The following is a 25,284-nucleotide window of genomic DNA, read 5'->3' on the forward strand; positions in this document are numbered from 1 at the left end:
CGGCGATGCCTACGCCAGCCCGAGGATCACCCGCACGCGCTCTTCCACACGTCGCATCTCGCTCGGAGCGAGCAGGCCGAGACGTCGCCGAAGTCGCGGCTTGTCCACGGTGTGCAGGTCGGTGCAGTTCACGTAGGACTCGTCGTACTTGGTGACCCCACAGTCGGGACCGATCGGAACGTGGGTGGAAACGGGTCCTGGTGTACCGGTGATCACGGCGACGGTCAGCGCCGTCAGTGGCTCGGCGATCCGGTTCACGGTGAGGACCACCACGGGGTGCGGGCCGATGGGGCCGGGAAGGGCGCACCCCCACACCTCGCCCCGCAACGCGGAGCCGGTGTTCACCACTCGGCCTCGTCCGCTGCCGCCAGTTCTTCCTCCGTCGCGGGCACGACACCCTCGGGAGCCGGAGCCTGGGCGCCTCGGTAGAAGTCGCGGATGTCCTGGGAGGCGGCGACCTCGGTCGCCTCGCGGGAGAGGAGCCGCAGTCCCTCGCGCAGGGCGTCGGAGAGCGAGTGCAGCTGAAGGGTCTGCATCACCCGCTGCAGATCTTCCATCTCATCGGGGCGCAGGCGTACCTGGGCCACGCTGGTCGCGCCGCTGTCGCCCTGCTTCCGGCGCGTCTGCCGGGTCCGGGCCGCAGTCGCGGTGCGCCTTTTCGCCGGGGCCCCCGTCGTGCTGGTCGCCTGTCGGGTCTTCGAGGTCATTCCACCCTCCCCTCGCGTATGACAAATGTAGTACATCCAGTGTCGTCCTCCTGTCCGAGCTGGTCAAGCGCCTTGCTTCGTCGACTCAGGCTGCGGCACTGAGACCCTTCCCACGTCGTCGACAGTCCCGGCAGTGACCGGGCTCCGTTGCGCGGAACGCGCGCTCGCAGCCGTCGCAGGTCTGGAAGGGCAGGACGAGCGGCCGCTCGACCGTCGGTGGGGGTGGTGCGGGAAGGGGTGTCTCCCGGAGGCGGAAGGCCAGGACGCTCGCCGGGCGGGCCCGGAAGCGGTCGGGGAGCCGCAGGGTCAGCAGCTCGGTGATCTCGCGTGCCCCGACCCCGGCCGCCAGCCACTCGGCGACCGCCGGGGCCAGCCGGGCGGCCTCCTGGGCGGACAGGACGAGACGCGGGTCGACCCGGCGCAGGCCGGTCAGTACGGCGACCGCCTCCGGGTCGGCGCCGGCGAGGGCGGGCGCCGGGTTCTCGGTCTCCTCGGGGCCGCTCGTCGACGTGGCGGCAGAGGACTCGACTTCCTCGACGGCCGGCGGCTTCCGGGGGCCGGGCGGGCGGGGCGGGTCGTCCGGCCCCCGCCCGCCCGGCACGTCGTAGAAGTACGTCCGGGTGCGGATGTGCCCGGAGGGCAGCCGCTCGCGACGCCGCTCCAGGTATCCGGCCGCTTCCAGTTCCCTGAGCGCGCGCGAGATGAGGATCTCGCCCTCGCTGAAGTGCGCGCAGAGGGCGGTGATGCTCACGGGGGTGCCGTCGGGCAGGGAGGCGATGTACGCCGCGACGCCGATCGTGACCGCGCTGCCGCGCCGCTGCGCGAGGGCGTTGGAGAGCACCGTGAAGTCGGCCGTCAACCGGGTGCGGACGTGGATCACACCGGAGGTCGGAACTCCGGCGTCGGCGCGCAGGCGCGCGTTAGACTGCGGGTCAGCCATCGGGAAGTGCACATTCCTGATCGGTCAGGCCCTCGTTCGGGAAGCCACTCCCGGCCGGGGGCCGTATCTGTTTGCGGTAGTCGCCGCGAACGTAACGGCCCGTTACCCTCTGCTGCAAGCCGGTCACCCGGACGGGTGACGCCCGCCCTCCGGCGCGGGAGGGTGGGTGGGCGGGGAGTTCTGTCCCCGGTTCTTTCCGGAGGTCAGCGGCCTGCCGGACCCTCGCGGACCAGGGCCCGGTCGGCCCGGCTTCCTCAGCGACGGGGGCGCGGTCGGGCCTTCAGCTCGCCTATGAAGGCGGTCCAGGCGGTGGCCTCGAAGCACAGGGTCGGGCCGTGCGGGGCCTTGCTGTCACGGACGGGGGCGACGCCTCGGAACCCCTCGGCCAACTCCACGCAGTCGCCGCCCGCCTGATTGCTGTAACTGCTCTTGCGCCAAGCGGCGCCGTTCAGTTCGGGACGGGACACTCGAGCCACGGTAATCACCCTCCAACGTGGAGCGGATCATGTCGAGTGACATGAGCGGGGGCAGGGCTGCCGCCCGCAGTCGATCGTAAATCACCCTGTAGCGGCTGACGTTGGGCGGTTCCTCGATGAGTTGGCCATAGTCCGCGCCCTCGGTGTAGGCCGTCTCCGAGCCGTCCGGCATGGTCAGGGTCGTCAGCGAGCCGCCCATCGCCTCGTGTCCCCCTTGGTCGAACGGCAGCACCTGCACGGTGATATGCCGCTCCGCCGCAGCATCGAGGAGACGCGCCAACTGCTTGCGCATCACGGCATGACCGCCGATCGGACGCCGCAGTACGGCCTCGTCCAGGACCACGCACAGCTCTGGCCGGTCGGACGAACCCAGCCGCTCCTGTCGCCCCATACGGGCTGCGACGCGCTCCTCCAACTGGTCTTCGCTGTCCAACAGTGCGTCCAGGCTGAGCACGGCCCGCGCGTAATCCTCAGTCTGCAACAGCCCCGGCACCACATGAGCCGCGTACTGCCGGATGGCGACCGCCCGCTCCGAGTACTCCATGAACTTCCGCGACCAGTCCGGAAACGCCTCCCGGTACACGTACGGCCACAGCTCCACCAGCAGGTCGTCCGCCCCGAGGGCCGCGTCCAGCGCTCGCGCCAGTTCCAGCGTCGGTTTCGCCCCCGACGCCCGCTCGATCTGGGTGATCCGCGTGCTCACCACGTGCGTCCTGGCGCCGAGTTCGGCCTGGGTCAGTCCGGCCGCCGTACGGAGCCTGCGCACCCGCGCGCCGAACAGCGCCGCCATGGACGCGCCGGGGTCAATTCCGTTGGCCAATGCGTCACTTCCGTTTCTTACGGCCTGAGAGGTAAGGCTGCGCCCCCTGTCGAGCGTAGGGCGAACGGACGAGGCTTGAACACGAAAGGTGATGACTCGTGCACGCCGCGAGACATCGCGAGCTCGACGCAGAAGGACGGACGAAGCCGTGCTGACAGGAACCATCACCTCGGGAGACCCGAACGAGGCAGGTGAACTGCCCGCTGTGGGGGCACAGTTCGCACCCTCACCCCGCGGCGCGCAGCTCGCCCGGCGTTTCGCCGTCCGGTGCATGGAGGCGTGGGGTCACCCACCCGAGTCGGACGCGTCGTGCGCGGTCGCCCTGGTCGTCGGGGAGCTCGCGGCGAACGCCGTACGGCACGGCCGGATCCCCGGACGGGACTTCGGGCTCCGGCTCGTCCTGGACGGGCCGGCGGGCCTGGTCCGGGTGGAGGTCGCGGACGCCGCCTCCACGAAGCGGCTGCCGACGGCCGCGCCCTCGTCACCCCCGGAGGGCGAGTCGGGCCGGGGCCTGCTCCTCGTGGACGCCCTGGCCGTGCGCTGGGGCGCGACGCCTCGCCACCCGGTGGGCAAGACGGTGTGGGCGGAGGTGTCCACGACAGCCTCGCACCACCCGTGAGGGGCCGGACGACGTCCGGCCCCGAAAAGACAAACGGCGCGTACAGCGCATACCTGCCGTACGCGCCGACGCGCCGTGAGAAGCCCCGGTCGGGGGGCCTACTCCTCGTCGTCCTCGGGCTTCTCCGCCTCGTTGATCTCCTGTTCCAGACCGAGCTGCTCGACGAGCCACTTGTCGAACTCGATCGCGGCGCGCACCCAGCTGACCGTGGAGGAGACGAAGTGCTCCAGGCTCACGCCCATGCCGATCAGCATCTGGGCCTCGCCGATGAGGCGGACCGTGCCGTCGTCGTGGGTGTGGCTGTAGACCTTGGGCCAGAGGGTCCGGCGGTTCCAGTCGTCGATGGACTCCAGGAGCTGCGGCTTCAGCTCGATCCCGTGGGGCCGGTCGTAGAAGGTCCGCACGGAGAAGACCTGCTGGTCTCCCTCTCCACGGAACATGAAGTAGGTGCGGAACTGCTCCCACGGCGCCGCGAGGTCTCCCTCGTCGTCGACGACGTACTTGAGCTCCATCTGGTCGAGGAGCTGCTTCACGAGGTCCTGATCCGGGACGACGGGGCCCGCCGGTCCTTGCGGCTGCGGCTCGGGCTGGCCCCCGAAGTTCGGAATCGAGGACGGGTCGATGGTCACCGTGAATTTCCCTTCGTACGGATCCCGCCATCCTCCCCCATGCGGGGAGGGGGGTGGCAAGCCCCGACAGGCCCTGTCAGCCCTCGGCTGACACGATCCGGTCAGCCGCAACCCCCGGGTGCCCACAACCGTCCTCCTGAACAGCGAAACGGAGGGGACGATGGACATGCGGGAAACCGGCAGGGGTCGCACCCGGTGGGGGCTCATCCTGCCGTTCCTGGCCGCACCGGTGGTGGTCCTCGGTCTCCTGGTCGCGGGGTTCACCCTGTGGGCGTACTCCGAGGAGGAGGACGACGCCGCCCGCACCGGCGCGGCGGCGGCCGTGCCCTGCTCCGAGGCCCTGGCCTTCGGCGCCGCCGAGCGCCCCGCGGGCTCCGACGTGCGCGACTGCTCCGTGCAGCGGGGCATCGACACCGCCTACACGGCGGTGCTGCGGATGCCGCGCGGGGAGGTGGCCGGCTGGCTGCGCGGCACGTACCCGGACGCGCCCGAGCCGCGCCAGGGTGGCGCCTGCGGGGCGCTCTGCCTGGACGTGACCAGCGAGAACGGCCTGCCGGGCACCGCCGAGGCGCATGTGGTCCAGGTGCGGGTGGAGTACGAGAACGCCGAGACCGCGCGGGTGCGCTTCTCGGCGTTCACGATGTGATCCCCGGTCCTGCAGCCTGATGTGATCCCCGGTCCTACAGCGTCTTGCCCGGGGCCGGACCCACCAGCAGTTGGTCTCCGACGCGGTCGACCCGGACCGTGTCCCCGTCCTTGATCTCCCCGGACAGGATCTCCCGGGCGAGGCGGTCCCCGATGGCCGTCTGGACCAGGCGCCGCAGCGGCCGCGCCCCGTACGCCGGGTCGAGCCCCTCCTCGGCGAGCCAGGCCAGGGCCTCGGGCGTGACGTCCAGCGCGAGCCGCCGCTCGGCCAGGCGCCGGGCCAGGCTGCGGATCTGCAGCTCGGCGATGCGCTCCAGCTCGGGCTTGGTCAGCGCGGCGAAGACGACCAGGTCGTCCAGCCGGTTGAGGAACTCCGGCTTGAAGGAGCTGCGGACCACCTCCAGGACCTGTTCCTTCTTCTCCTCCTCGCTGGTGATCGGGTCGACCAGGAACTGGCTGCCCAGGTTCGACGTCAGCACGAGGATGGTGTTGCGGAAGTCGACCGTGCGGCCCTGGCCGTCCGTGAGGCGCCCGTCGTCGAGCACCTGCAGCAGGATGTCGAAGACCTCGGGGTGGGCCTTCTCCACCTCGTCCAGCAGGACGACGGAGTAGGGGCGCCTGCGCACGGCCTCCGTCAGCTGGCCGCCCTCCTCGTAGCCGACGTAGCCGGGCGGCGCGCCGACCAGCCGGGCCACGCTGTGCTTCTCGCTGTACTCCGACATGTCGATGCGGACCATCGCCCGCTCGTCGTCGAAGAGGAAGTCGGCCAGCGCCTTGGCCAGCTCGGTCTTGCCGACGCCGGTCGGGCCGAGGAAGAGGAAGGAGCCGGTGGGCCGGTCGGGGTCGGAGATGCCGGCCCGCGAGCGGCGGACCGCGTCCGACACCGCCCGGACCGCCTCGGTCTGGCCGATGAGCCGCTTGCCCAGCTCGTCCTCCATGCGGAGCAGCTTCTGCGTCTCGCCCTCCATGAGCCGCCCGGCGGGGATACCGGTCCAGGAGGCGACGACGTCGGCGATGTCGTCGGCGCCGACCTCCTCCTTGACCATGGTGTCCCTGGCGGCCTCCTCCTCGGCCTCGCTGGCGGCCTCCAGCTCCTTCTCCAGGGCCGGGATCTCGCCGTACAGCAGCTTGGAGGCGGTGTCGAAGTCGCCGTCGCGCTGGGCGCGCTCGGCCTGGCCGCGGATCTCGTCGAGGCGCTCCTTCAGCTCACCGACGCGGTTGAGGGACTGCTTCTCCTTCTCCCAGCGGGCGGTCAGGCCGCGCAGCTCCTCCTCCTTGTCGGCGAGGTCGCGGCGCAGCTTCTCCAGGCGCTCGCGGGAGGCCGCGTCGGTCTCCTTGACGAGGGCCAGCTCCTCCATCTTCAGCCGGTCCACGGCCCGCTGGAGCTCGTCGATCTCGACGGGCGAGGAGTCGATCTCCATGCGCAGCCGGGACGCGGCCTCGTCGACGAGGTCGATGGCCTTGTCGGGCAGGAAGCGCGAGGTGATGTACCGGTCGGAGAGCGTCGCGGCGGCGACCAGCGCGCTGTCGGCGATCTGCACCTTGTGGTGCGCCTCGTAGCGGCCCTTGAGCCCGCGCAGGATCGCGATGGAGTCCTCCACGGTCGGCTCGGCGACCAGCACCTGCTGGAAGCGCCGCTCCAGGGCGGGGTCCTTCTCGATCCGCTCGCGGTACTCGTCGAGCGTGGTGGCGCCGACCATGCGCAGCTCGCCGCGGGCCAGCATGGGCTTGAGCATGTTGCCGGCGTCCATGGCGGAGTCGCCGCCGGCACCGGCGCCGACGACGGTGTGCAGCTCGTCGATGAAGGTGATGATCTGCCCGTCGGAGTCCTTGATCTCGGCCAGGACGGTCTTCAGGCGCTCCTCGAACTCGCCCCGGTACTTCGCGCCGGCGACCATCGCGCCCAGGTCGAGGGCGACGAGCCGCTTGTCCTTCAGCGACTCGGGCACGTCCCCCTTGACGATCCGCTGGGCGAGGCCCTCCACGACGGCGGTCTTGCCGACGCCGGGCTCGCCGATGAGGACGGGGTTGTTCTTCGTACGGCGGGAGAGGACCTGCACGACCCGCCGGATCTCCTGGTCCCGCCCGATGACGGGGTCGAGCTTGCCCTCGCGGGCGGCGGCGGTGAAGTCGGTGCCGAACTTCTCCAGGGCCTTGTACTGCCCCTCGGGGTCTGCTGTGGTCACCCTGCGCTGGCCTCGTGTCTTCTGGAAGGCGGCCTGGAGCTTCTTGGCGTCGGCCCCCTGCTGGGAGAGCACCTCGCCGGCGGCGCCGCCCTTCGCGGCGATGCCGATGAGCAGGTGCTCGGTGGAGAGGTACTCGTCCCCCAGCTCCTTGGCGCGGGCCTGCGCGTCGGCGACGACGGCGAGCATCTCACGGTTGGGCTGGGGCGGCGCCACGGTCGACCCGGTGACGCTGGGCAGCCCGGCGAGCACCCGTTCGGCGCCGGAGCGGACGGCCGCCTGGTCGGCGTCGACCGCGGCGAGCAGGTCGGTGATGTTCTCGTTGTCCTGCCCCTGGAGCAGCGCGAGGAGCAGATGGGCGGGGGTGAGGTCGGGGTGTCCCTCGGTCACGGCCCGGTTGCTGGCAGCGTTGATCGCGTCCCGGCTCCGGTTCGTCAGCTCGGCGTCCACGTTCGCGTTCTCCTCCTTGCGTGCAGCTGTGCGCCACGTCGCTCCGGTCCCTCAGCACTGACCCGGTCAACGTGCACAAAGTTGAGTCTATTCCACTCAAGGCCGATTCGGGGAGGCGCAGGGGTTAAGTTCCGGGCATGGCGACCAAGTACTCCGTGGACCCCGGCGCTCCGGACCCGGCCTATCTCGGCTTCTGGCGGGAACGGCATGTGTGCACCCTGACGACTCCGCGCCCGGACGGCACTCCGCACGTGGTACCCGTCGGAGTCACATACGATCCCGAGGCCCGCCTGGCTCGGGTGATCGCCAACGGGGCGAGCGCGAAGGTGCGCAACGTCCGGGCCGCCGGCGAGCAGGGGGCGGCGGTGGCCGTCTGCCAGCTGGAGGGCCGGCGGTGGGCGACGCTGGAGGGCCGGGCGTTCGTGCACGGCGACCCGGAGCGGGTGGCGGAGGCGGTGCGGCGCTACGCGGAGCGCTACGGCAGGACGCCGTCACCGAATCCGGCGCGGGTGGTCATCGAGATCCACCTGACGCGAGCGATGGGGCGCGGTTGAGCGAAGTGAACATCCACACCGGTGATCGACTGGTTCCGGCCACCGTGGAACCGGGGTGATACCCGGACAAGACCCCGGAAACTGCAGCGGCGTCACCGTGTTCAGGTCACGGTGACGCCGCTGCGGGGGGAAGCACCTGAGCGATCTGTTACGACGGGGGAATCGCGTCAGGCACTGCGGGGGGTGGCAGAGATGGTCCTCGGGACAGGGGAGTCGGCCTCCACCTGCTGGTGATCCCTCTGGTCCAGGTTCACAAAGATCATTCCGTAGCGCACGGCACATCGGACAGGCTGCGGCGCCCCCCGAGGCCGCCGCAGACACCGGTACGCCCGCACGTCTCCGTCCTCGTCCCGCGTGACGACGACCGGCTCACCGAAGACGGTCACCATCAGCGAGTCACCGCTGTGGGGGATGGCGGTGACCAGGTCGATGAAGTGCCAGCCGGATCGGTAGGCGGTGGCCATCTCGCGACGGAAGGAGCGGTCGTCGGGTGGTGTGGTCACAGTCAGCTCCCGGATCCCGCTGCCCCGGAACTCGGCCAACTGCTGTTGCTGGCGCCGTGGGTGCTGTTCACGGCTACGGACGGCCAGCTGCTGTTCGCCCGAACATCGTCCTTCGCATCGGAGAAGCCACTCAGCGCACCGAGGGCCACAACGGCGGAGAAGGCGGCGACAAGCACCGAGCGAAGCATTCTGTTACGCATAGTCGGCTTCGTCCTCACTTGAAGGTCCCCTTTTCCCCCGTCGAGTACGACGATGGCTCATTCGGGCACGTCATGGCCACACAATCGATGCATCATGTTCCTGCATGTTCAGGACCCTGGGGGGTGGAGATTTGGCATCGAATCGGACTAAGGCGACACATCCCCATGCGATGACCGAGTGGTGCGATGAGGGCAGCCGTCTGTATGCCGCCGCACTGCGCGCCGGACGCATCGCCCGCGCGGATGCGGAGCCCGCCCCCTGCCTGGTGGAATTCGCCCTGCTCCACCCCGACCCGGACGACCCGGAGTGGCTGCGTCCGGTCCCTCCGGCGGTCGCCCTGTCACGGCAGCTCAACCCGCTCGAACAGGAGATAGCCGAGCGCCGGCGCGTGGCAACCGGGCTCGCCGAGACCTTCCAGCCCTTCCTGGCCCTGGGTACCCAGCTCGCCGCGACCAGTGACGCCATCACCGTCCTCGAAGGCGGCGAACGTATCAACGCCGCCCTCAACATGGCCACCGCGCAGTGCCAGACGGAGATGCTCACGGTCCAGCCCAGCGACCGGATGTCGGAGCGGAGTCTGCTGCGCGGGCTCGAACGCGACCGTCCGCTGATCGAACGTGGTGTGCGGATCCGCACCCTGTATCAGCACACCGCCCGCTACAACCCCGAACAACTCGCCTACGCCGCCCGGCTCTCCGACGGCAAGGCGGAGTACCGGACGATCGACGAACTCGTCGAGCGCCTGATCATCTGCGACGAGTCCGTCGCCTTCATCCCGGCGCGCGACGACCAGCAGGTCGCCCTGGAGCTGCGCCACCCGGGCCTGGTCCGCTACCTCCTCAAGCTGTTCGAGTACCTGTGGGACCGCTCGGTGCCGCTGAGCACGGGCACCCCGTACGAGACCGCGCGCGACGGCATCACGGAGATCCAGTACTCGATCGCCAAACTCCTGGTCGAGGGCCACGTGGACGAGGCCATCGCCCGCCGGCTGGGCATGAACGTCCGCACCTGCCGCGCTCACATCGCCAAGCTGGCGTCGGCCCTGGGCAGCGGCAGCCGGGCCCAACTCGGCTATCTCATCGCACAGTCGGGGATTTTGCAGCAGGACCACCGGGAGGGAGGAAGCCCCGGGTGACACCGGCGCGCCACGTCACGCACGCGCTCGGGAGCTGTGCCCGGCTCGGCCACCTCATCGGGCGGTCCGGGATTCCCGGCCGGGAACACCGGGGACGCCGAGCGGCGGCGAGGCGGCCCCGCCCGGGGGGCCGTCCAGTCCCGCCTGGGCGATGCGCACGCCCAGTTGCGTACGGCTCGCCGCCCCCAGCGTCTCCGACAGCCGCGCGATGTGCGCCCGGCACGTCCGCACGCTGATGCCCAGCCGCTCGGCGATCACCGCGTCCTGGTGGCCCTCCGCGAGCAGCGCGGCGATCGACTGCTCCCGGTGGGAGATGCCCTCGATGCCGGTGTCGGGGAGCGGCGCGGTCAGGGGGATGGCGAGGCGCCACAACCGCTCGAAGACCGTGACCAGGTACGCCACGATCGCCGGGTGCCGCAGCTCCAGGGCCATCGTGCGGTCGGTGTTGGCGGGGATGAAGGCCACCGTCCGGTCGAACAGGATCAGCCGGTCGATCACCTCGTCCAGCGTGCGGGCCTCCACCGCGTCGCCCATCAGCTCCAGATAGGTGAGCAACCCCTGCCCGTGCCGGGCGACATGGGTGTACAGGTCCCGCATCCGCACCCCGCGGCCCCGCAGCGCCAGCGCCCGGTGCAGGCCCTCGGAGAGCTCCGCCTCGCGCCGGATGCCGCCGGGCTGCACGGTGAGCACCTCGGTGGTGCACGCCTGGGTCGCCTCGTCCATCGCGGCCTGGATCCGGGCGAGTCCGTCCAGCACCCGGATCGCCGGGCCCTCGGCGGCCGGCCCGGCGGGTCGCACCTGGTGGCCGAGACCGGCGTACCACTCGAAGGCCGCCACGGCCGAGCCCACCCGGCGCTGACTCGCGCTCACCTCGTCGTACATCCCGCGCAGCAGCCGGGTCATGACCTCCTGAGGGGAGGTCGGCACCAGCCAGTCCATGTCGTCGGGATCGGGGTGCAGCAGGGCGAGTTCCAGCAGACACGGCACCGGCTCCGCGTCCCGGCGCGCCACACGGCCCCGCCGTACGGCCCGGGAATACACGCGATCCCCGGCCTCGCACAGTCGGTCGGCACCGTGTGGATGCTCCTCCGCCCCGTGCCCGGCCATCGCCCAGCCCACCCCCGGTTCCGCCGCCTTTCCGCAGCGCAACTATGCGCGGACCGGACCTGCTCCGCAACACGGCTCGGCCGCGACCGCCCACCCGTTGGACCCGGTTGATGTTGTTTTGTACGGGCCATCTGATGGCCGGTTACCGCAAGTTGCGGGCGGCCCGGCCCGGGTGGGGCGACGGTGGCCGCAGACTGGTCGCGTGCTGCGAAACCCCGGTCCACCGGCGGCAGGAGGCCCCGTGAACAGGCAGGTACCAGTGGACCCGCGGCGGCTGCCCGCCGTCGACGCGCTGCGGGGACTCGCCCTGCTGGGCATCCTGGTGGTCAACAGCGCGCAGATGATGGACCCGTACGTCGCGGAGGGCATGCGGCGGCCGGGGGCGCCGGTGTGGGACCAGGCCGCCGTCTGGCTGGTGACGGCGCTGGCGTCCTTCAAGTTCTACCTGCTGTTCTCGTTCCTCTTCGGCTACAGCTTCACCCTGCAGCAGGCCGCCGCCGAGCGGGACGGGGCCGACGCCACCGCGCGTTTCCTGCGCCGGTCCCTCGGCCTGGTGCTGCTCGGCCTGGCGCACGCGGTCCTGCTGTACAGCGGCGACATCCTGCTGGCCTACGGCCTGCTCGGCCTGGTCCTGCCGGCGGCCCGCCGGATCGCACCGGCCACCGCAGTGAAGGCCGCCGTCTGGATCTACGGGGTCTACGCCGTCGTCCTCACCGGCCTGGGAGCGCTGGCCGCGACCGCGGACGACGAGGAACCCGCCCCGGACCGCCGGATCGCGCGGTCCGTGGCCGCCTACCGCGGCGACCCCGGCACGGTCGTCCAGGAGAACCTGGAGCGGCTGCCCGACGCGCTGCTCGGGGTCCTGCTCATGGCTCCCGGGGTGCTCGGCGCGTTCCTGCTCGGCCTGGCCGCCGGGAAGCGGCGGCTGCTGGCCCCCGGCGCGGCGGACCGCTCCCGGCTGCTGCGGGTCACGGCCGCCGGACTGGCCGTCGGGGTCCCGGGGGCGGTCTTCTTCGCCTCCGCCGCCGAAGGCCCCCTGGACGGCCGCTGGCACCTCCTGGGGATCGGCGTCGGCATCCTGACCGCGCCCGCCCTGTCCGCCGCGTACGCCTGCCTGCTGCTGCTCCTGCTGCGCTCGGCGCGGGGAGAGGGCGTCCAGCGGCTGTTCGCGCCGGCGGGCCGCCTGGCGCTGACGAACTACCTCGGCCAGTCACTGGTGGTGATGTGCCTGGCCACGGCGTACGGCCTGGCCCTGTACGGGCGGATCGGGGCGGCCGCCGTGCTGGTGCTCGCGCTCGCCGTGTACGCGCTGCAGCTCGCTCTCAGCACGGCGTGGACCCGCCGCTTCCGGCACGGGCCCGCCGAGTGGCTGCTGCGGGTGATCACCCTGGCCGGGCGCCCGGGAAGGGCCGGGGACCCGAGGGCGCCCGAACGCGAGCCGGTCGTGCCTACTTGAGGCCGATGGCCTGGCAGGCCGCCCGGTACTTGTCCGTGCAGATGTCCGAGACCTTGTAGATCTCGTCCGCGACGACGGTGTCCTTGATGTTCTCCTTGGTGAGGGCGACCACGGGCACCAGCTGCGCCGGGATGCCCTTGTGCGTGGGGCTGTCGACCTTGTCGCGGGCGAGGGCGGCGAACTGGATGTCCCGGCCCTGGACCTTCGCCACGGCCATCTCCGCGGCGTTCTCCGCCTCCTGCGGGTACGACTTGTAGACGCTCATGTACTGCTCGCCCGTGAGGATCCGCTGCACGGCGGCCAGCTCGGCGTCCTGGCCGGTGATGGGCGGCAGCTCGGTGACGCCCGCGGCCTCCAGGGCCTTGACGATGCCGCCGGCCATGCCGTCGTTGGCGGAGTAGACGGCCGCGATGTTGCCCTTGCCGATGCGGGCGATGGCCTGGGCCATGTTCGCCTCGGCGTTCTCCGGCTTCCAGTCCTTGGTGTCGAAGGACTCGGCGATCGTCACCTTGCCGTTCAGCTCGGACATCGCCCCGGCCTTGAACTGCTTGGCGTTCGGGTCCGTCGGCGAGCCGTTCATCATGACGATCTTGTCCGCCAGGCTGACGTCCTCGCCGATGGCCTCCAGCAGGGTGCGCCCCTGCACCTCGCCGACGAGCTCGTTGTCGAAGGAGATGTAGGCGTCGATCGGGCCCTCGGCCAGCCGGTCGTAGGCGATGACCGGGATGCCGGCCTCCTTGGCCTTCTTCACGCCGCTCGCGATGGCCTGCGAGTCGACCGCGTCCAGCAGGATCACGTCCACCCGGTCGTCGATCATCCCCTGCAGCTGGCTCGCCTGCTTGTCGGCGCTCGCCTCGGCGTTGGCGTACTCGACGCGGCCCTTGTCGTTGGTGAGGGCCTCGACCTTCCGCTTGATGATCGGGTAGTCGAAGTTCTCGTAGCGGGTGTTCGCCTTCTCCGGCAGCAGCAGACCCACGGTGATGTCGTTGCCCTTGGCCGGGCTCGCGTCGTCACTGCTCCCGGTCGCGTTGAGCACGCCGCAGCCGGCGAGCGTGACGGACATCGTGGCGGCGGCCACGGATATGGAGATACGACGACGCATGCTGGAGCTCACTTCGCGTGTGATTCGGACGTGGGCACAGCATTGCGGCCCATGTGACTGAAAAGCCAACGCGCAGGGCACCACCGGCGTCAAGCGGAAGCACTTAACGAGATGACAACGGCACGCTCCGCAGCAGTTGTGAAGACTCTGCGGAACCGTCTTCAACTGTCGTGCACCGTCCGGCCATCACCGGGAAACTCGGCCAAATCGGTTCAGAGCATACGAAAAAGGCCGGGAGTCGCCTCCCGGCCCTTTCCCGGCCCTTCACATGAGCGCGGACGTCAGTCCGACGCCTGCTGGCGTTTCGGCCGCCACACCACCAGCGCGCTGGTCTGCTGCACCTCCTGGTACGGCACCAGGTCCCGGCGGTACGACGCGTGCACCGCCGCCTCGCGCTGGCGCATGGCCGCGGCGGCGCCGTCGAGCGCGTCCTCCAGCTCGGCGACCCGGGACTGCAGGGCCGCGACCTGGTTCTCCAGTTCGATGATGCGCTTGATGCCCGCCAGGTTGATGCCCTCGTCCTGCGACAACTGCTGCACCTGGCGGAGCAGTTCGATGTCGCGGGCCGAGTAGCGCCGGCCGCGCCCGGCCGTGCGGTCCGGGGACACCAGGCCCAGACGGTCGTACTGGCGCAGGGTCTGCGGGTGCAGGCCGGACAGCTGGGCCGCCACCGAGATGACGTAGACCGGGGTCTCCTCGGTCAGTTCATACGGGTTGCGTCGACGACCGTCCATCTGCCTCATGCTCCCTTCGCGGCCTGGAACAGATCCGCCCGCGGATCCTCACCCGCGGTCGCCTCGCGATACGCCTCGAGTGCGTCACGAGCCTTCCCCGACAGGTCCTTCGGAACACTCACCTCGACGGTGACCAGAAGGTCGCCGCGGGTGCCGTCCTTGCGGACCGCGCCCTTGCCCCGGGCGCGCATCGTACGGCCGTTCGGCGTGCCCGGGGGCAGCTTCAGCGTGACGGGCGGGCCGCCCAGCGTCGGTACCCGGACCTCGCCGCCGAGGGCCGCCTCGGCGAACGTCACCGGGACGGTGACGGTGAGGTTGTCGTCCTTGCGGCCGAAGACCGGGTGGGAGTCGACGTGCACGACCACGTACAGGTCGCCCGCCGGACCGCCGCGCTCGCCCGGCGCTCCCTTGCCGCGCAGCCGGATCCGCTGGCCGTCGCTGACCCCGGCGGGGATGCGCACCTGCATCGTCCGCGAGGACTTGGCCCGGCCGCTGCCCTTGCAGACCTCGCAGGCGTTCTCCGCGATCAGGCCGCGGCCCTTGCAGTCCGGGCAGGGGTCGGTGAGGGAGAAGCCGCCGCCGCTGCCCCGGGCGACCTGCCCGGTGCCGACGCAGGTCGGGCACACGCGCGGTGTGCCGTTCTTGTCGCCGGTGCCCGAACAGGCCTTGCAGGGCGACTGCGACGACATCCGCAGCGGGACGGTCGCGCCCTCGATCGCCTCGGTGAAGCTGAGCGTGACCTCGGACTCGATGTCCTGGCCGCGCCGGGGCTGCGTACGCGTGCCCGCGCCGGCGCCGCCGCGGTTGAACAGGCCCCCGAAGACGTCACCGAGTCCGCCGCCGAAGCCGCCGGCTCCCTGCCCGCCCTGGGCGCCGCCTCCGAAGAGGTCGCCCAGGTCGAAGTTGAAGGAGCCGCCGCCCGCGCCGCCGGGCCCCGGGCGGAAGCCGCCGTTGCCGAACAGGGCGCGGGCCTCGTCGTACTCCTTGCGCTTCTTGGGGTCGCCGAGGATGTCGTTGGCCTCGGAGATCTCCTTGAAGCGCTCCTCCGCCTTGACGTTTCCCTTGTTGGCGTCCGGGTGGAACTCGCGGGCGAGCTTCCGGTACGCCTTCTTGATCTCGGCCTCGGTGGCGTCCTTGGGGACGCCGAGGACCTTGTAGTAGTCCTTCTCGATGAAGTCCTTGGTGCTCATCCCCGACGTCCCTCCTTCCCTGCGTCCGTCGTCACGTCAGCCCTCGTCCGGGCCACCGCTCTCCTTGTCGTCGGCCTCGGCGGACTCCTCCGTCTTGACCGTCTGTGCCCCCGGCTGGGGTTCGGCCACCGCCACCCGCGCGGGGCGGATGGTGCGCTCGCCGATCCGGTACCCGGGCTGCAGGATCGCGACGCAGGTCGTCTCGGTGACGTCCGGTGCGTAGCTGTGCATCAGGGCTTCGTGGATCGTCGGGTCGAAGGGCTCGCCCTCCTTGCCGAACTGCTGCAGGCCCATCTTCGCCGCGGTGCTCTCCAGCGACTCGGCGACGGACTTGAAGCCGCCGACCAGTTCGCCGTGTTCGCGCGCGCGGCCGATGTCGTCGAGCACGGGCAAAAGCTCGGTCAGGAGGTTCGCGATGGCGATCTCCTTGACCGCGATCCGGTCGCGCTCGACCCGGCGGCGGTAGTTCTGGTACTCGGCCTGGAGGCGCTGGAGGTCCGCGGTGCGCTCACCGAGCGCGGTGCGCACCTGGTCCAGCTGGGCCACCAGACCGGCGTCCTGGCCCGTGTCCCCGGCCGGGGCCGCCTTCTCCTCGGGGGAGGAGGCGGCGGCCTTCGGCTCGGCGTCGTCGGAGGTGGCGCCGGAAGGGACGTCGGGCTGCTGCTCGTCGAAGCCCGGGGTCTCCTCCGTCACGCGGCACCGTCCTTCCGGTCCTCGTCGACGATCTCGGCGTCAACGACGTCGTCGTCCGCGGCCTTGGCACCGCCGGCGCCGGCACCCGCGTCACCGGGGCCGCCGGCGGCCTGGGCGCCCTGGGCGTCGGCGTACATCGCCTGGCCGAGCTTCTGGGAGACGGCCGCGACCTTCTCCGTGGCGGTGCGGATCTCGGCGGTGTCCTCGCCCTTGAGCTTCTCCTTCAGCTCGGCGACGGCCTGCTCGACCTCGGTCTTGATCTCGCCCGGGACCTTGTCCTCGTTGTCCTTGAGGAACTTCTCGGTCTGGTAGACGAGCTGCTCGCCCTGGTTGCGGGACTCGGCGGCCTCGCGGCGGGCGTGGTCCTCCTCCGCGTACTTCTCGGCCTCCTGGCGCATCCGGTCGACCTCGTCCTTCGGCAGCGAGGAGCCGCCGGTGACGGTCATCTTCTGCTCCTTGCCCGTGCCCAGGTCCTTCGCGGTCACGTGCATGATGCCGTTGGCGTCGATGTCGAAGGACACCTCGATCTGCGGGACGCCGCGGGGCGCCGGGGGCAGACCGGTCAGCTCGAACATCCCGAGCTTCTTGTTGTACGCCGCGATCTCGCGCTCGCCCTGGTAGACCTGGATCTGCACGGACGGCTGGTTGTCCTCGGCCGTGGTGAAGATCTCGGACCGCTTGGTCGGGATCGTCGTGTTCCGCTCGATGAGCTTGGTCATGATGCCGCCCTTGGTCTCGATGCCGAGGGACAGCGGGGTGACGTCGAGGAGCAGGACGTCCTTGACCTCGCCCTTGAGGACACCGGCCTGCAGGGCGGCGCCGATGGCGACGACCTCGTCCGGGTTGACGCCCTTGTTGGCGTCCTTGCCGCCGGTCAGCTCCTTGACGAGCTCGGCGACGGCGGGCATGCGGGTCGAGCCGCCGACCAGGACGACGTGGTCGATCTCGCTGATGGAGATGCCGGCGTCCTTGATGACGTTGTGGAACGGCGTCTTGCAGCGCTCCAGCAGGTCCGCGGTCAGCTGCTGGAACTGGGCGCGGGTGAGCTTCTCGTCGAGGTGCAGGGGGCCCTCGGCGGAGGCGGTGATGTAGGGCAGGTTGATCGAGGTCTCGGTGGACGAGGACAGCTCGATCTTCGCCTTCTCGGCGGCCTCGCGCAGACGCTGCAGGGCCATCTTGTCCTTGCCCAGGTCCACGCCGTGGCCGGACTGGAACTGCTGGACGAGGTAGTCGACGACGCGCTGGTCCCAGTCGTCGCCACCGAGGTGGTTGTCACCGTTGGTGGCCTTCACCTCGACGACGCCGTCGCCGATCTCCAGCAGCGAGACGTCGAACGTACCGCCACCGAGGTCGAAGACCAGGATGGTCTGGTCGTCCTTGTCGAGGCCGTACGCCAGCGCGGCCGCGGTGGGCTCGTTGACGATGCGCAGCACGTTCAGGCCGGCGATCTCGCCGGCCTCCTTCGTGGCCTGGCGCTCGGAGTCGTTGAAGTACGCCGGGACGGTGATGACCGCGTCGGTCACCTTCTCGCCCAGGTAGGCCTCGGCGTCCCGCTTCAGCTTCTGCAGCACGAAGGCGCTGATCTGCTGCGGGTTGAAGGGCTTGCCGTCGAGCTCGATCTTCCAGTCGGTGCCCATGTGGCGCTTCACGGACCTGATGGTCCGGTCCACGTTCGTGACCGCCTGCCGCTTGGCGACCTCGCCGACGAGCACCTCGCCGTTCTTGGCGAAGGCGACGACGGACGGCGTGGTCCTGGCGCCCTCGGCGTTGGTGATGACGGTGGGCTCACCGCCCTCCAGAACGCTGACGACGGAGTTAGTCGTGCCCAGGTCGATGCCGACCGCACGTGCCATGGTTGATTCCTCCAGCTGACTTGAGTGGAACGGACTCAAGTGTGCACGACGGCTCCCGACCGGTCAACAGAGCTGAGTCGGGCAGGCTCAACTCTTATCCGCTCCTTACGCGCAACGATCCGCTGACCTGCGACGATACGCTGTGTCGAGGCACGTACACAGGAACCCGAACGAGGGCGACCACCACGACCAGAGCCGCCCCCGGCACCCACCACAGGGCACCGCCCCCGACCCGGCCGGCATGCGCGAGTACCCCGACGAGCGCGCCGGAGAACGCCCCCGTCGCCAGCAGCAGCGTCGCCCCCGGCGCGGTCAGCCCCAGCCGCCGCAGCCGGTGCCCGAGGTGGTCGGGCCCGCCGCGCAGCACGGACCGCCCCGCCAGCCGCCGGGCGCCGAGGACGAGCAGGGCGTCGGCCCCCGCCACGGCGGTCAGCGCGAACAGCACCCCGGCGCTCTCCGCCAGGCCGGACCCGGCCCGCGTGCACACCGCGCCCGCGGCGATCACGAACCCGGCGGCCATGGACCCGCAGCCGCCCAGGGCGACGCGTGCGGGATGCCAGTTGTGCAGCAGGAACCCGGTCAGGGCGGCGGCCAGCACGCTCATCAGCCCCGCGATCCCGTCCATCACCTCGATCGCCGCGCAGGCCGCCACCCCGAAGGCGGCGACGACCCCGGCCGCGCCCGCGAGCCCGTCCATGTGGTCGAGGCCCCGGAAGGCGAGGGTCATCCCCACCACCCACGCGACGGCGAGCAGCCCGGTCCCCACCCCCGTCTCCTCGTACGGCACGACGCACGCGCCCGCCACGGCCGTACCACCGGCCAGCACCCGGCGCCGCAGCCGCCACACGTCGGCGGCGAGTCCGAGCAGGGCGACCGCGCCGCCGGCGACGAGCAGTCCGCCGACCCCGCTCCCGGCCGAACGCCACTCCGCCCATCCCGCGACGGCCCCGGTGACGGCCACCACGGCCACACCCCCGGACAGCGGCACCTGCCTCAGTCGCCGCCGCTCGACCAGCCGCAGCCGCAGCGCGGGCACGCGCAGGACGGCCGCGAGCAGGGCGGTGAGAAGGAGGGCGGTGGCGGCGGCGATGATCCCGGAGAGCACGGATATAAGTTAGGCGCCACTATGACAATTCGGTACGAATAACACGACGGGATCCCGACCTGACGCCCAGCACCCCTGAGGCAACCCTCAGCGATTCAGATCACTGCCCACCCGGCTACAGTGCGGCGGAAGATAGGGGTAGTCTCAGACGGACTGCATAAGTTACCGCTTAGTAATTTCGGGGAACCCTCCATCGCGACAGGTCACCCCGACGAAACCCTCGCAGGCCCGAGGAGCCCCCATGCAACTCGCCGCGATCATCGTGTCGCTGGTACTGACCGTGGTCGGCGTCGCGCTGCTCGCACGCGCGATCGGCCAGTTCGTCCGGTATTTCAAGCTGGGCCAGCCCGTGCCCGCCGGTACCCGGACCGACAACCCCTACCAGCGCAGCGTGACCCTGGTGAAGGAGTTCCTCGGCCACACGCGCATGAACCGGTGGGGCATCGTCGGCATCGCCCACTGGTTCGTGGCGATCGGCTTCCTGACGCTGCCGCCGACGATCATCACCGCGTACGGCCAGCTGTTCCAGGCCGACTGGGTGCTGCCGGTGCTCGGCGGCTTCCTCCCGTACGAGCTCTACATCGAGTTCATCGCGGCGATGACGACCCTCGGCATCGCCACGCTGATGGTGATCCGCCTGCTGAACCTGCCGTCGCGCCCGGGCCGCAAGTCCCGCTTCGCCGGCTCGAAGATGGGTCAGGCGTACTTCGTCGAGTACGTCATCCTCACCATCGGCCTGGCGATCTACGTGCTGCGGGGCCTGGAGGGCGCGCTGCACGACGTGGACCACTACGAGGCCGCGTACTTCGCCTCGTACCCGCTGGTCCTGGCCTTCGAGGGCCTGAGCGTCGCGGCGCTGCAGAACCTCGTCTACTTCTTCGCGATGATCAAGCTGGGCACGACCATGATCTGGATGATCACGGTCAGCCTGAACACCAACATGGGTGTGGCCTGGCACCGCTTCCTGGCGTTCCCGAACATCTGGTTCAAGCGCCGGGCCGACGGTGAGACCGCGCTGGGCGCCCTGCAGCCCATGACGTCCGGCGGCAAGCCGATCGACTTCGCCGACCCGGGCGACGACGACGTCTTCGGTGTCTCCCAGGTCGAGCAGTTCTCCTGGAAGGGCCTGCTGGACTTCTCCACGTGCACCGAGTGCGGCCGCTGCCAGTCGCAGTGCCCCGCCTGGAACACGGGCAAGCCGCTCTCCCCCAAGCTGCTGATCATGTCGCTGCGCGACCACGCGCACGCCAAGGCGCCGTACCTGCTGGCCGGCGGCGGCAAGACGATGGAGGGCGAGGAGAAGGCGTCCGAGGAGCAGCTGGCCGGCGTCCCCGCCGCCGCCCTCGCGGAGGCCGAGCGTCCCCTGGTCGGCACGCTGGAGGACAACGGCGTCATCGACCCGGACGTCCTGTGGTCCTGCACCACCTGCGGTGCCTGCGTCGAGCAGTGCCCGGTGGACATCGAGCACGTCGACCACATCGTCGACATGCGCCGCTACCAGGTGATGATCGAGTCGGCGTTCCCGTCCGAGGCGGGCACGATGCTCAAGAACCTGGAGAAGAAGGGCAACCCCTGGGGCCTGGCGAAGAAGCAGCGCCTGGAGTGGCTCAAGGAGGTCGACTTCGAGGTCCCGGTCGTCGGCAAGGACATCGAGGACCTGTCCGAGGTCGAGTACCTGTACTGGGTCGGCTGCGCCGGTGCCCTGGAGGACCGCGCCAAGAAGACCACGAAGGCCTTCGCGGAGCTGCTGCACATCGCGGGCGTCAAGTTCGCGATCATGGGCGGCGACGAGAAGTGCACCGGTGACTCCGCCCGCCGCCTGGGCAACGAGCCCTTGTTCCAGGAGCTCGGCATGGAGAACGTCATGGCGCTGAACATGGCGTTCGGCGAGGAGATGGACGACGAGGGCAAGGTCGTCGCCGAGTCGGCGAAGCCCAAGTCGGCCAAGAAGATCGTCGCCACCTGCCCGCACTGCCTCAACACGCTCGGCAACGAGTACCCGCAGCTCGGCGGCGACTACGAGGTCATCCACCACACGCAGCTGCTGCAGCACCTGGTGGACGAGGGCAAGCTGATCCCGGTCACGCCGGTCGAGGGCATCATCACGTACCACGACCCGTGCTACCTGGGCCGCCACAACAAGATCTACACGCCGCCGCGCGAGATCATCGCCGCCGTCCCCGGCATCCGCAACGAGGAGATGCACCGCCACAAGGAGCGGGGCTTCTGCTGCGGCGCGGGCGGCGCGCGGATGTGGATGGAAGAGCGCATCGGCAAGCGCATCAACAACGAGCGCGTGGACGAGGCCCTGTCGGTCAACCCCGACATCGTCTCGACGGCCTGCCCGTTCTGCCTGGTCATGCTGACCGACTCGGTCAACGGCAAGAAGAACGACGGCAAGGCCAAGGAGTCGATCCAGGTGGTCGACGTCGCCCAGCTCCTGCTGGACTCGGTGAAGACGCCGGTCCCGGCGGAGGACGAGGGCGACGACGAGCCTCCGGCTGGCACGGCGGACTCGGAGAGCGCGCCGGAGCCGGAGCCGGTGAAGTAGGCGGCTTCCGCGGTTCGTTCCGACCGTTCCGACGCCCCCTGTCCCGAGTCATCGGGGCGGGGGGCGTCGGCGTCGGGTGGGCTGTCGGGGATCCCGACTTCCTCGGCCCTCGGGTCCCCTTCCGGGGAGGGGCGGACGTCGTCCCCCGCATGGGCAGTGGTCCGACGGCCCCGAACGGGGCGCCCCGGTCTCACACCAGCCGGATCCCCCGTGCCCTGCCAGGCTCGCGCGCGATGCTGCCCTTCGTCTCCAGCTCGCGCAGCTGGTAGTGCACCGACGACGGGCGCAGCCCCACCGCCGTCGCGATCTCCGCGACGGTCGGTGCCTCGCCCCGGTCGGCGATGGCCGTGCGGATGCAGCGCAGGATCTGCTCCTGCCGTTCCGTGAGGTACTCGACCCGATGCCTGGCCACCTCTCGATGGGATCACGTGTTCGAATATTGGTGCAAGCTGGAACCGTGACCGACCTCCCGCCCGACCTGCTCCGTCTCCGCACCCTGGAGACCTACCTCGCGCTGCTTCTCGCCGAGGTGCGGCAGGCCATCGCGCGGGCCGAGCGGCGGCAGGCCGAGGAGCAGCGGGGTGCGGAGCGCCGGCCCCCCGCACCGGACTGGCTGCTGGAACAAGGGCTGAACCGGGACGTCCCGCCCGTGCAGGTGCACGTGGGCGACTGCTGGAACAGGGGCAAGCGGTCCCGGGGCGTCACCCGGGACGAGGCGCTGCGGGCCCTGGCCGACGGGGTGAAGGCCTGCGGGGCGTGCAGACCGGACAGCGCGCTGGGCTATCTGGAGGGCTAGGGGCGGACGGGACGCGGCCTGCGCGGGCGTCCCGCGATGAGTTCCGGGGACCGGCGCGGTCCATGTCTTCGCACACGGCGATCCGGGGCGACCGCGTCCTGCGCCTGCGCCACCGGGTCCGCCGCGCGCGGCCGTGAGCAGCCCCGAGCAAGAGAAGAGGCCGGTCATGAACGACATGCCACCGCAGACCGCCGCCGGGAAAGTGCTGTGGCACTTCTCCATGTCCCTGGACGGCTTCGTGGCGGGGCCGAACCACACGATGGACTGGGTGACGGCCGCGTCCCACCGCCCCGGCCTCGTCGAGGAGTACACCGGGACGACCGGAGCCGTGCTGGGCGGCCGGACCGGCTGGGACGCCTGCCCCGACCCCGGCGCGATCTACGGCGGCGCCTGGCAAGGCCCCCTCTTCGTGCTCACGCACCACCCGGGGGACGCCCACCCCACCCCCGGTGTGACGTTCCTGAGCTGCGACGTCGCCGAAGCGGTCCGGATCGCGCTGAAGGCGGCCGACGGGAAGAACGTCGAGGTCTTCTCGCCGACCATCGGCCGGCAGCTCCTGGACCGCGGGCTGATCGACGAGATCGACCTGCACATCGTGCCCGTGCTGCTCGGCGACGGGATCCGGCTCTTCCACAACCCCGGCGGCCCGCCCGTCCGGCTGGAGTTCCTCAACGGGGGCGAACGGACGGCCGCGGTGAACGTCCGGTACCGGCCCACGCCGATCGGCTGAGGGCCCGGCGGCACCCGGCCCGCACCACCGTCCGCCCGCCCTCTCCGCCACCAACTGCCCCAACGGCCCCAACGGCCCCCGAGAACAAGCGAACTCACGTACAACCCTTACGTGCCCACAGGGGTCTCCTGATCGCCGACCACCCGTGAACGCCCGGACAACTCGCGGCGAACACGGACGGTCCGGCCCTCCACCGACTGTGGATGTCCGCCAGGCATCCCCGCATGCAGCAGGAGCCCCCCGCATGCCCCAGCACGAGCGCCCGCCCGGGCGCCCGCACGCCGCCGCCCCGCCCCGGCGCCCCCGCCCGCGGCCCGCCCCGGCGTCGGCCGGGACGGGAACGTCCGGCACAGCGACGGCCGGTACGGCCACGGCCACGGTCATGGCCGCAGCCCCGGCGTACGCCCCGCATGACCCGGCGTACGCCCCGCGGGCCGGCTCCTGCGCGAACGGCGACGGCACGGTCCCCCACCCGCCGTCCACCGGCACGCTCCTCACCGCCCCGGCCTCCGCCCCGGCCACCGCCACCGCCACCGCCACCGGCGCAACCCCTGGTGCGACCCTCCCCGCACCCCCCGGCGCGTCCCCCAGCCCGCCCCCCGGCACTCCCGCCACCTGAACCACCCCGCCTCCCCCGGGGCCGCCCCAGCCGGCCCGGTCCCTTCCCACCCGGAGTCCCTCCTTGCGCAAGCGCACCCTCCTCCTGGCCGCCACCCTCACCACCGGCCTCCTCGGCATCACCGCCCCCGCCACCGCCGCCCCCTCCGGCCTCGCGGGCGACTTCAACGGCGACGGGTACCGGGACGTCGCCATCGGCGCCATGAGCGCCGACGTCGGCTCGGTGCAGAGCGCCGGTGCCGTCGTCGTGCTGTACGGCTCGTCGACGGGGGTCTCGGCGACCCGCAGGACCGTGATCACGCAGAACTCCCCCGGCGTCCCGGGCGCCGCCGAGTACGGCGACCGCTTCGGCAGCAGCCTCGCCGCCGCCGACCTCGACCGCGACGGCTACTCCGACCTGGTCGTCGGCGCGCCGCACGAGGCCATCGGCGACCGGGACGGCGTCGGCTCGGCCACCGTCGTCTGGGGCGGCCCGTCCGGCCTGTCCGGCGGCAAAGGGCTGCCCCAGCCGTCCGACCTGTCCGAGTGGGGCGGCTTCTCCTCCGGGATCGCGACCGGCGACTTCGACGGCGACGGCGCCCAGGACGTGACCCTCACCGGCCAGTCCCGCACCCGCCTCTACAAGGGCCCCTTCACCCGGACCGGCGGCCCCGCCAGTCACACCAGCCTCGGCCTGTTCGGCTCGACGTACGAGGTGTTCGCGGGCGACGTGAACGGGGACGGCGACGCCGAGCGCGTCTACCCCTTCCTGGTCACCGGCGACGAGGGCGGCGAGATCAGCTACCACGGCTGGACCGGCACCAAGTACGCCGCCACCGACATGCCCCAGGCCGACGGCGAGGAGGGCATCGTCGCCGACGTCAACGGCGACCGCTACGGCGACCTGGTCCTCGGCGACTACCAGGACCCGCGCGCCGAGAAGCCCGGCGGCCACAAGGGCGGCCAGATCACCGTCTGGTACGGCGGCCCGAACGGCCCCGACCCGGCGCAGCAGCCCACCGTCATCCACCAGGACACCGAGGGCGTGCCCGGCGCCGGCGAGACCGACGACGTGTTCGGCTCGGCGCTCAGCGCCGGCGACGTCAACGGCGACGGCTACACCGACATCGCCGTCGGCGCCTGGGGCGAGGACCTCGGCTCCGTGCAGGACGCCGGCTCGGTCACCCTCCTGTTCGGCTCGGCCTCCGGGCTCAGCGGCAAGAACGCCAAGTCCTACACGCAGGACACCGCCGGCGTCCCCGGCAGCAGCGAGACGATGGACGCCTTCGGCATGACCGTGCGCCTGGCCGACCTCGACAAGAACGGCAAGGCCGACCTGGTCACCGGCGCCGGCTACGAGAACGGCTACGGCGCCGTCACCGTCCTGCGCGGCACCTCGACCGGCCTCACCACCTCCGGCGCCAAGTTCGTCTCCGCCCGCGACGTCTCCCTCAAGGGCGGCGCCGACTTCGCCTGGGCCATCGCCCAGTGACACCCCGACGACTCCC

At 71.1% G+C, this 25,284-nt stretch carries 26 protein-coding genes; 10 read left to right on the plus strand and 16 right to left on the minus strand.

The features are described 5' to 3' along the window. Positions 1–9: 9 nt before the first annotated feature. The 5 genes from ABZY20_RS23940 to ABZY20_RS23960 all read right to left on the minus strand — a co-directional run bounded on the left by ABZY20_RS23940 (position 10) and on the right by ABZY20_RS23960 (position 2,913). A complete protein-coding gene (locus ABZY20_RS23940) occupies positions 10–345 on the minus strand; it encodes a type II toxin-antitoxin system PemK/MazF family toxin (protein WP_356443566.1) in 336 nt (111 codons plus the stop codon). Continuing rightward, positions 342–707, minus strand: coding sequence for a hypothetical protein (locus tag ABZY20_RS23945; protein WP_356443567.1), 366 nt, complete (start codon positions 705–707; stop codon positions 342–344). The genes ABZY20_RS23940 and ABZY20_RS23945 overlap by 4 nt, the downstream gene beginning before the upstream one ends. An 85-nt stretch (positions 708–792) precedes the next feature. Further along, positions 793–1,647 (minus strand): hypothetical protein, encoded by an 855-nt coding sequence (locus ABZY20_RS23950; protein ID WP_356443568.1) that lies wholly within the window; start codon positions 1,645–1,647, stop codon positions 793–795. Between the two features lie 254 nt (positions 1,648–1,901). Beyond that, positions 1,902–2,042, minus strand: coding sequence for a DUF397 domain-containing protein (locus tag ABZY20_RS23955; protein WP_356443569.1), 141 nt, complete (start codon positions 2,040–2,042; stop codon positions 1,902–1,904). Further along, on the minus strand, positions 1,999–2,913 hold the full coding sequence (locus tag ABZY20_RS23960) for a helix-turn-helix transcriptional regulator (RefSeq protein WP_356443614.1): 915 nt from the start codon (positions 2,911–2,913) through the stop codon (positions 1,999–2,001). The genes ABZY20_RS23955 and ABZY20_RS23960 overlap by 44 nt, the downstream gene beginning before the upstream one ends. A gap of 178 nt (positions 2,914–3,091) precedes the next feature. Here ABZY20_RS23960 and ABZY20_RS23965 point away from each other — a divergent pair, with 178 nt between their 5' ends. Next, the gene (locus ABZY20_RS23965; protein ID WP_356443570.1) at positions 3,092–3,562 is read left to right on the plus strand and encodes an ATP-binding protein; all 471 of its coding nucleotides are present in this window, start codon (positions 3,092–3,094) and stop codon (positions 3,560–3,562) included. A gap of 98 nt (positions 3,563–3,660) precedes the next feature. Here ABZY20_RS23965 and ABZY20_RS23970 read toward each other — a convergent pair whose 3' ends face one another. Next, positions 3,661–4,191 (minus strand): YbjN domain-containing protein, encoded by a 531-nt coding sequence (locus tag ABZY20_RS23970; protein WP_356443571.1) that lies wholly within the window; start codon positions 4,189–4,191, stop codon positions 3,661–3,663. A 160-nt stretch (positions 4,192–4,351) separates the two neighbouring features. On the opposite strand from ABZY20_RS23970, the gene ABZY20_RS23975 reads away from it, so the two are divergent. Beyond that, positions 4,352–4,837 (plus strand): hypothetical protein, encoded by a 486-nt coding sequence (locus ABZY20_RS23975; protein WP_356443572.1) that lies wholly within the window; start codon positions 4,352–4,354, stop codon positions 4,835–4,837. Positions 4,838–4,871: 34 nt separating this feature from the next. Here the strand turns inward: ABZY20_RS23975 and clpB are convergent, their stop codons facing one another. Next, a complete protein-coding gene (gene clpB / locus ABZY20_RS23980) occupies positions 4,872–7,469 on the minus strand; it encodes an ATP-dependent chaperone ClpB (protein ID WP_356443573.1) in 2,598 nt (865 codons plus the stop codon). A 137-nt stretch (positions 7,470–7,606) separates the two neighbouring features. On the opposite strand from clpB, the gene ABZY20_RS23985 reads away from it, so the two are divergent. Continuing rightward, positions 7,607–8,023 (plus strand): TIGR03618 family F420-dependent PPOX class oxidoreductase, encoded by a 417-nt coding sequence (locus ABZY20_RS23985; protein ID WP_356443574.1) that lies wholly within the window; start codon positions 7,607–7,609, stop codon positions 8,021–8,023. A gap of 167 nt (positions 8,024–8,190) precedes the next feature. On the opposite strand, the gene ABZY20_RS23990 is transcribed toward ABZY20_RS23985, so the two are convergent. Further along, the gene (locus tag ABZY20_RS23990; protein ID WP_094054633.1) at positions 8,191–8,526 is read right to left on the minus strand and encodes a hypothetical protein; all 336 of its coding nucleotides are present in this window, start codon (positions 8,524–8,526) and stop codon (positions 8,191–8,193) included. Between the two features lie 370 nt (positions 8,527–8,896). Between ABZY20_RS23990 and ABZY20_RS23995 the strand changes: the two genes are divergently transcribed. Further along, positions 8,897–9,862: a helix-turn-helix transcriptional regulator gene (locus ABZY20_RS23995; RefSeq protein WP_356443575.1), complete on the plus strand. Its 966-nt coding sequence runs from the start codon at positions 8,897–8,899 to the stop codon at positions 9,860–9,862. A gap of 54 nt (positions 9,863–9,916) precedes the next feature. On the opposite strand, the gene ABZY20_RS24000 is transcribed toward ABZY20_RS23995, so the two are convergent. Further along, positions 9,917–10,969, minus strand: coding sequence for a LuxR C-terminal-related transcriptional regulator (locus ABZY20_RS24000; protein ID WP_356443576.1), 1,053 nt, complete (start codon positions 10,967–10,969; stop codon positions 9,917–9,919). 241 nt (positions 10,970–11,210) lie between these two features. On the opposite strand from ABZY20_RS24000, the gene ABZY20_RS24005 reads away from it, so the two are divergent. After that, on the plus strand, positions 11,211–12,425 hold the full coding sequence (locus tag ABZY20_RS24005; protein ID WP_356443577.1) for a DUF418 domain-containing protein: 1,215 nt from the start codon (positions 11,211–11,213) through the stop codon (positions 12,423–12,425). Here the strand turns inward: ABZY20_RS24005 and ABZY20_RS24010 are convergent. The 6 genes from ABZY20_RS24010 to ABZY20_RS24035 form a co-directional block, all read right to left on the minus strand. After that, entirely contained in the window at positions 12,418–13,527 is a 1,110-nt protein-coding gene (locus ABZY20_RS24010) for a substrate-binding domain-containing protein (protein ID WP_356443578.1), read from the minus strand. The genes ABZY20_RS24005 and ABZY20_RS24010 overlap by 8 nt on opposite strands. A 281-nt stretch (positions 13,528–13,808) precedes the next feature. Next, a complete protein-coding gene (locus ABZY20_RS24015) occupies positions 13,809–14,261 on the minus strand; it encodes a helix-turn-helix domain-containing protein (protein ID WP_356443579.1) in 453 nt (150 codons plus the stop codon). A gap of 5 nt (positions 14,262–14,266) precedes the next feature. Further along, the gene (gene dnaJ, locus ABZY20_RS24020; RefSeq protein WP_356443580.1) at positions 14,267–15,451 is read right to left on the minus strand and encodes a molecular chaperone DnaJ; all 1,185 of its coding nucleotides are present in this window, start codon (positions 15,449–15,451) and stop codon (positions 14,267–14,269) included. A gap of 36 nt (positions 15,452–15,487) precedes the next feature. Further along, positions 15,488–16,144 carry a nucleotide exchange factor GrpE gene (grpE, locus tag ABZY20_RS24025; protein WP_356443581.1) on the minus strand — a complete coding sequence of 219 codons (657 nt, stop codon included), beginning with the start codon at positions 16,142–16,144 and terminating at the stop codon, positions 15,488–15,490. After that, entirely contained in the window at positions 16,141–17,997 is a 1,857-nt protein-coding gene (gene dnaK, locus ABZY20_RS24030) for a molecular chaperone DnaK (RefSeq protein ID WP_356443582.1), read from the minus strand. The genes grpE and dnaK overlap by 4 nt, the downstream gene beginning before the upstream one ends. Before the next feature lie 94 nt (positions 17,998–18,091). Next, on the minus strand, positions 18,092–19,102 hold the full coding sequence (locus ABZY20_RS24035; RefSeq protein ID WP_356443583.1) for an MraY family glycosyltransferase: 1,011 nt from the start codon (positions 19,100–19,102) through the stop codon (positions 18,092–18,094). A gap of 241 nt (positions 19,103–19,343) precedes the next feature. Between ABZY20_RS24035 and ABZY20_RS24040 the strand changes: the two genes are divergently transcribed. Next, the gene (locus tag ABZY20_RS24040; protein WP_356443584.1) at positions 19,344–21,653 is read left to right on the plus strand and encodes a (Fe-S)-binding protein; all 2,310 of its coding nucleotides are present in this window, start codon (positions 19,344–19,346) and stop codon (positions 21,651–21,653) included. A 190-nt stretch (positions 21,654–21,843) separates the two neighbouring features. Here ABZY20_RS24040 and ABZY20_RS24045 read toward each other — a convergent pair whose 3' ends face one another. After that, positions 21,844–22,065 (minus strand): MarR family transcriptional regulator, encoded by a 222-nt coding sequence (locus tag ABZY20_RS24045; RefSeq protein ID WP_356443585.1) that lies wholly within the window; start codon positions 22,063–22,065, stop codon positions 21,844–21,846. 45 nt (positions 22,066–22,110) lie between these two features. Here ABZY20_RS24045 and ABZY20_RS24050 point away from each other — a divergent pair, with 45 nt between their 5' ends. From ABZY20_RS24050 to ABZY20_RS24065, 4 genes are all read left to right on the plus strand, one after another. Further along, positions 22,111–22,449, plus strand: a complete 339-nt coding sequence (locus tag ABZY20_RS24050) for a DUF6233 domain-containing protein (RefSeq protein WP_356443586.1) — start codon at positions 22,111–22,113, stop codon at positions 22,447–22,449. A 166-nt stretch (positions 22,450–22,615) separates the two neighbouring features. Continuing rightward, the gene (locus ABZY20_RS24055; RefSeq protein ID WP_356443587.1) at positions 22,616–23,179 is read left to right on the plus strand and encodes a dihydrofolate reductase family protein; all 564 of its coding nucleotides are present in this window, start codon (positions 22,616–22,618) and stop codon (positions 23,177–23,179) included. 244 nt (positions 23,180–23,423) lie between these two features. Continuing rightward, positions 23,424–23,798, plus strand: a complete 375-nt coding sequence (locus tag ABZY20_RS24060; RefSeq protein ID WP_356443588.1) for a hypothetical protein — start codon at positions 23,424–23,426, stop codon at positions 23,796–23,798. Positions 23,799–23,861: 63 nt separating this feature from the next. Next, complete coding sequence (locus ABZY20_RS24065) at positions 23,862–25,268, plus strand: FG-GAP-like repeat-containing protein (protein ID WP_356443589.1); 1,407 nt, start codon at positions 23,862–23,864, stop codon at positions 25,266–25,268. Positions 25,269–25,284: the final 16 nt, after the last annotated feature.

This window comes from Streptomyces sp. NPDC006624 (assembly GCF_040611555.1).
GTDB lineage: Bacteria > Actinomycetota > Actinomycetes > Streptomycetales > Streptomycetaceae > Streptomyces.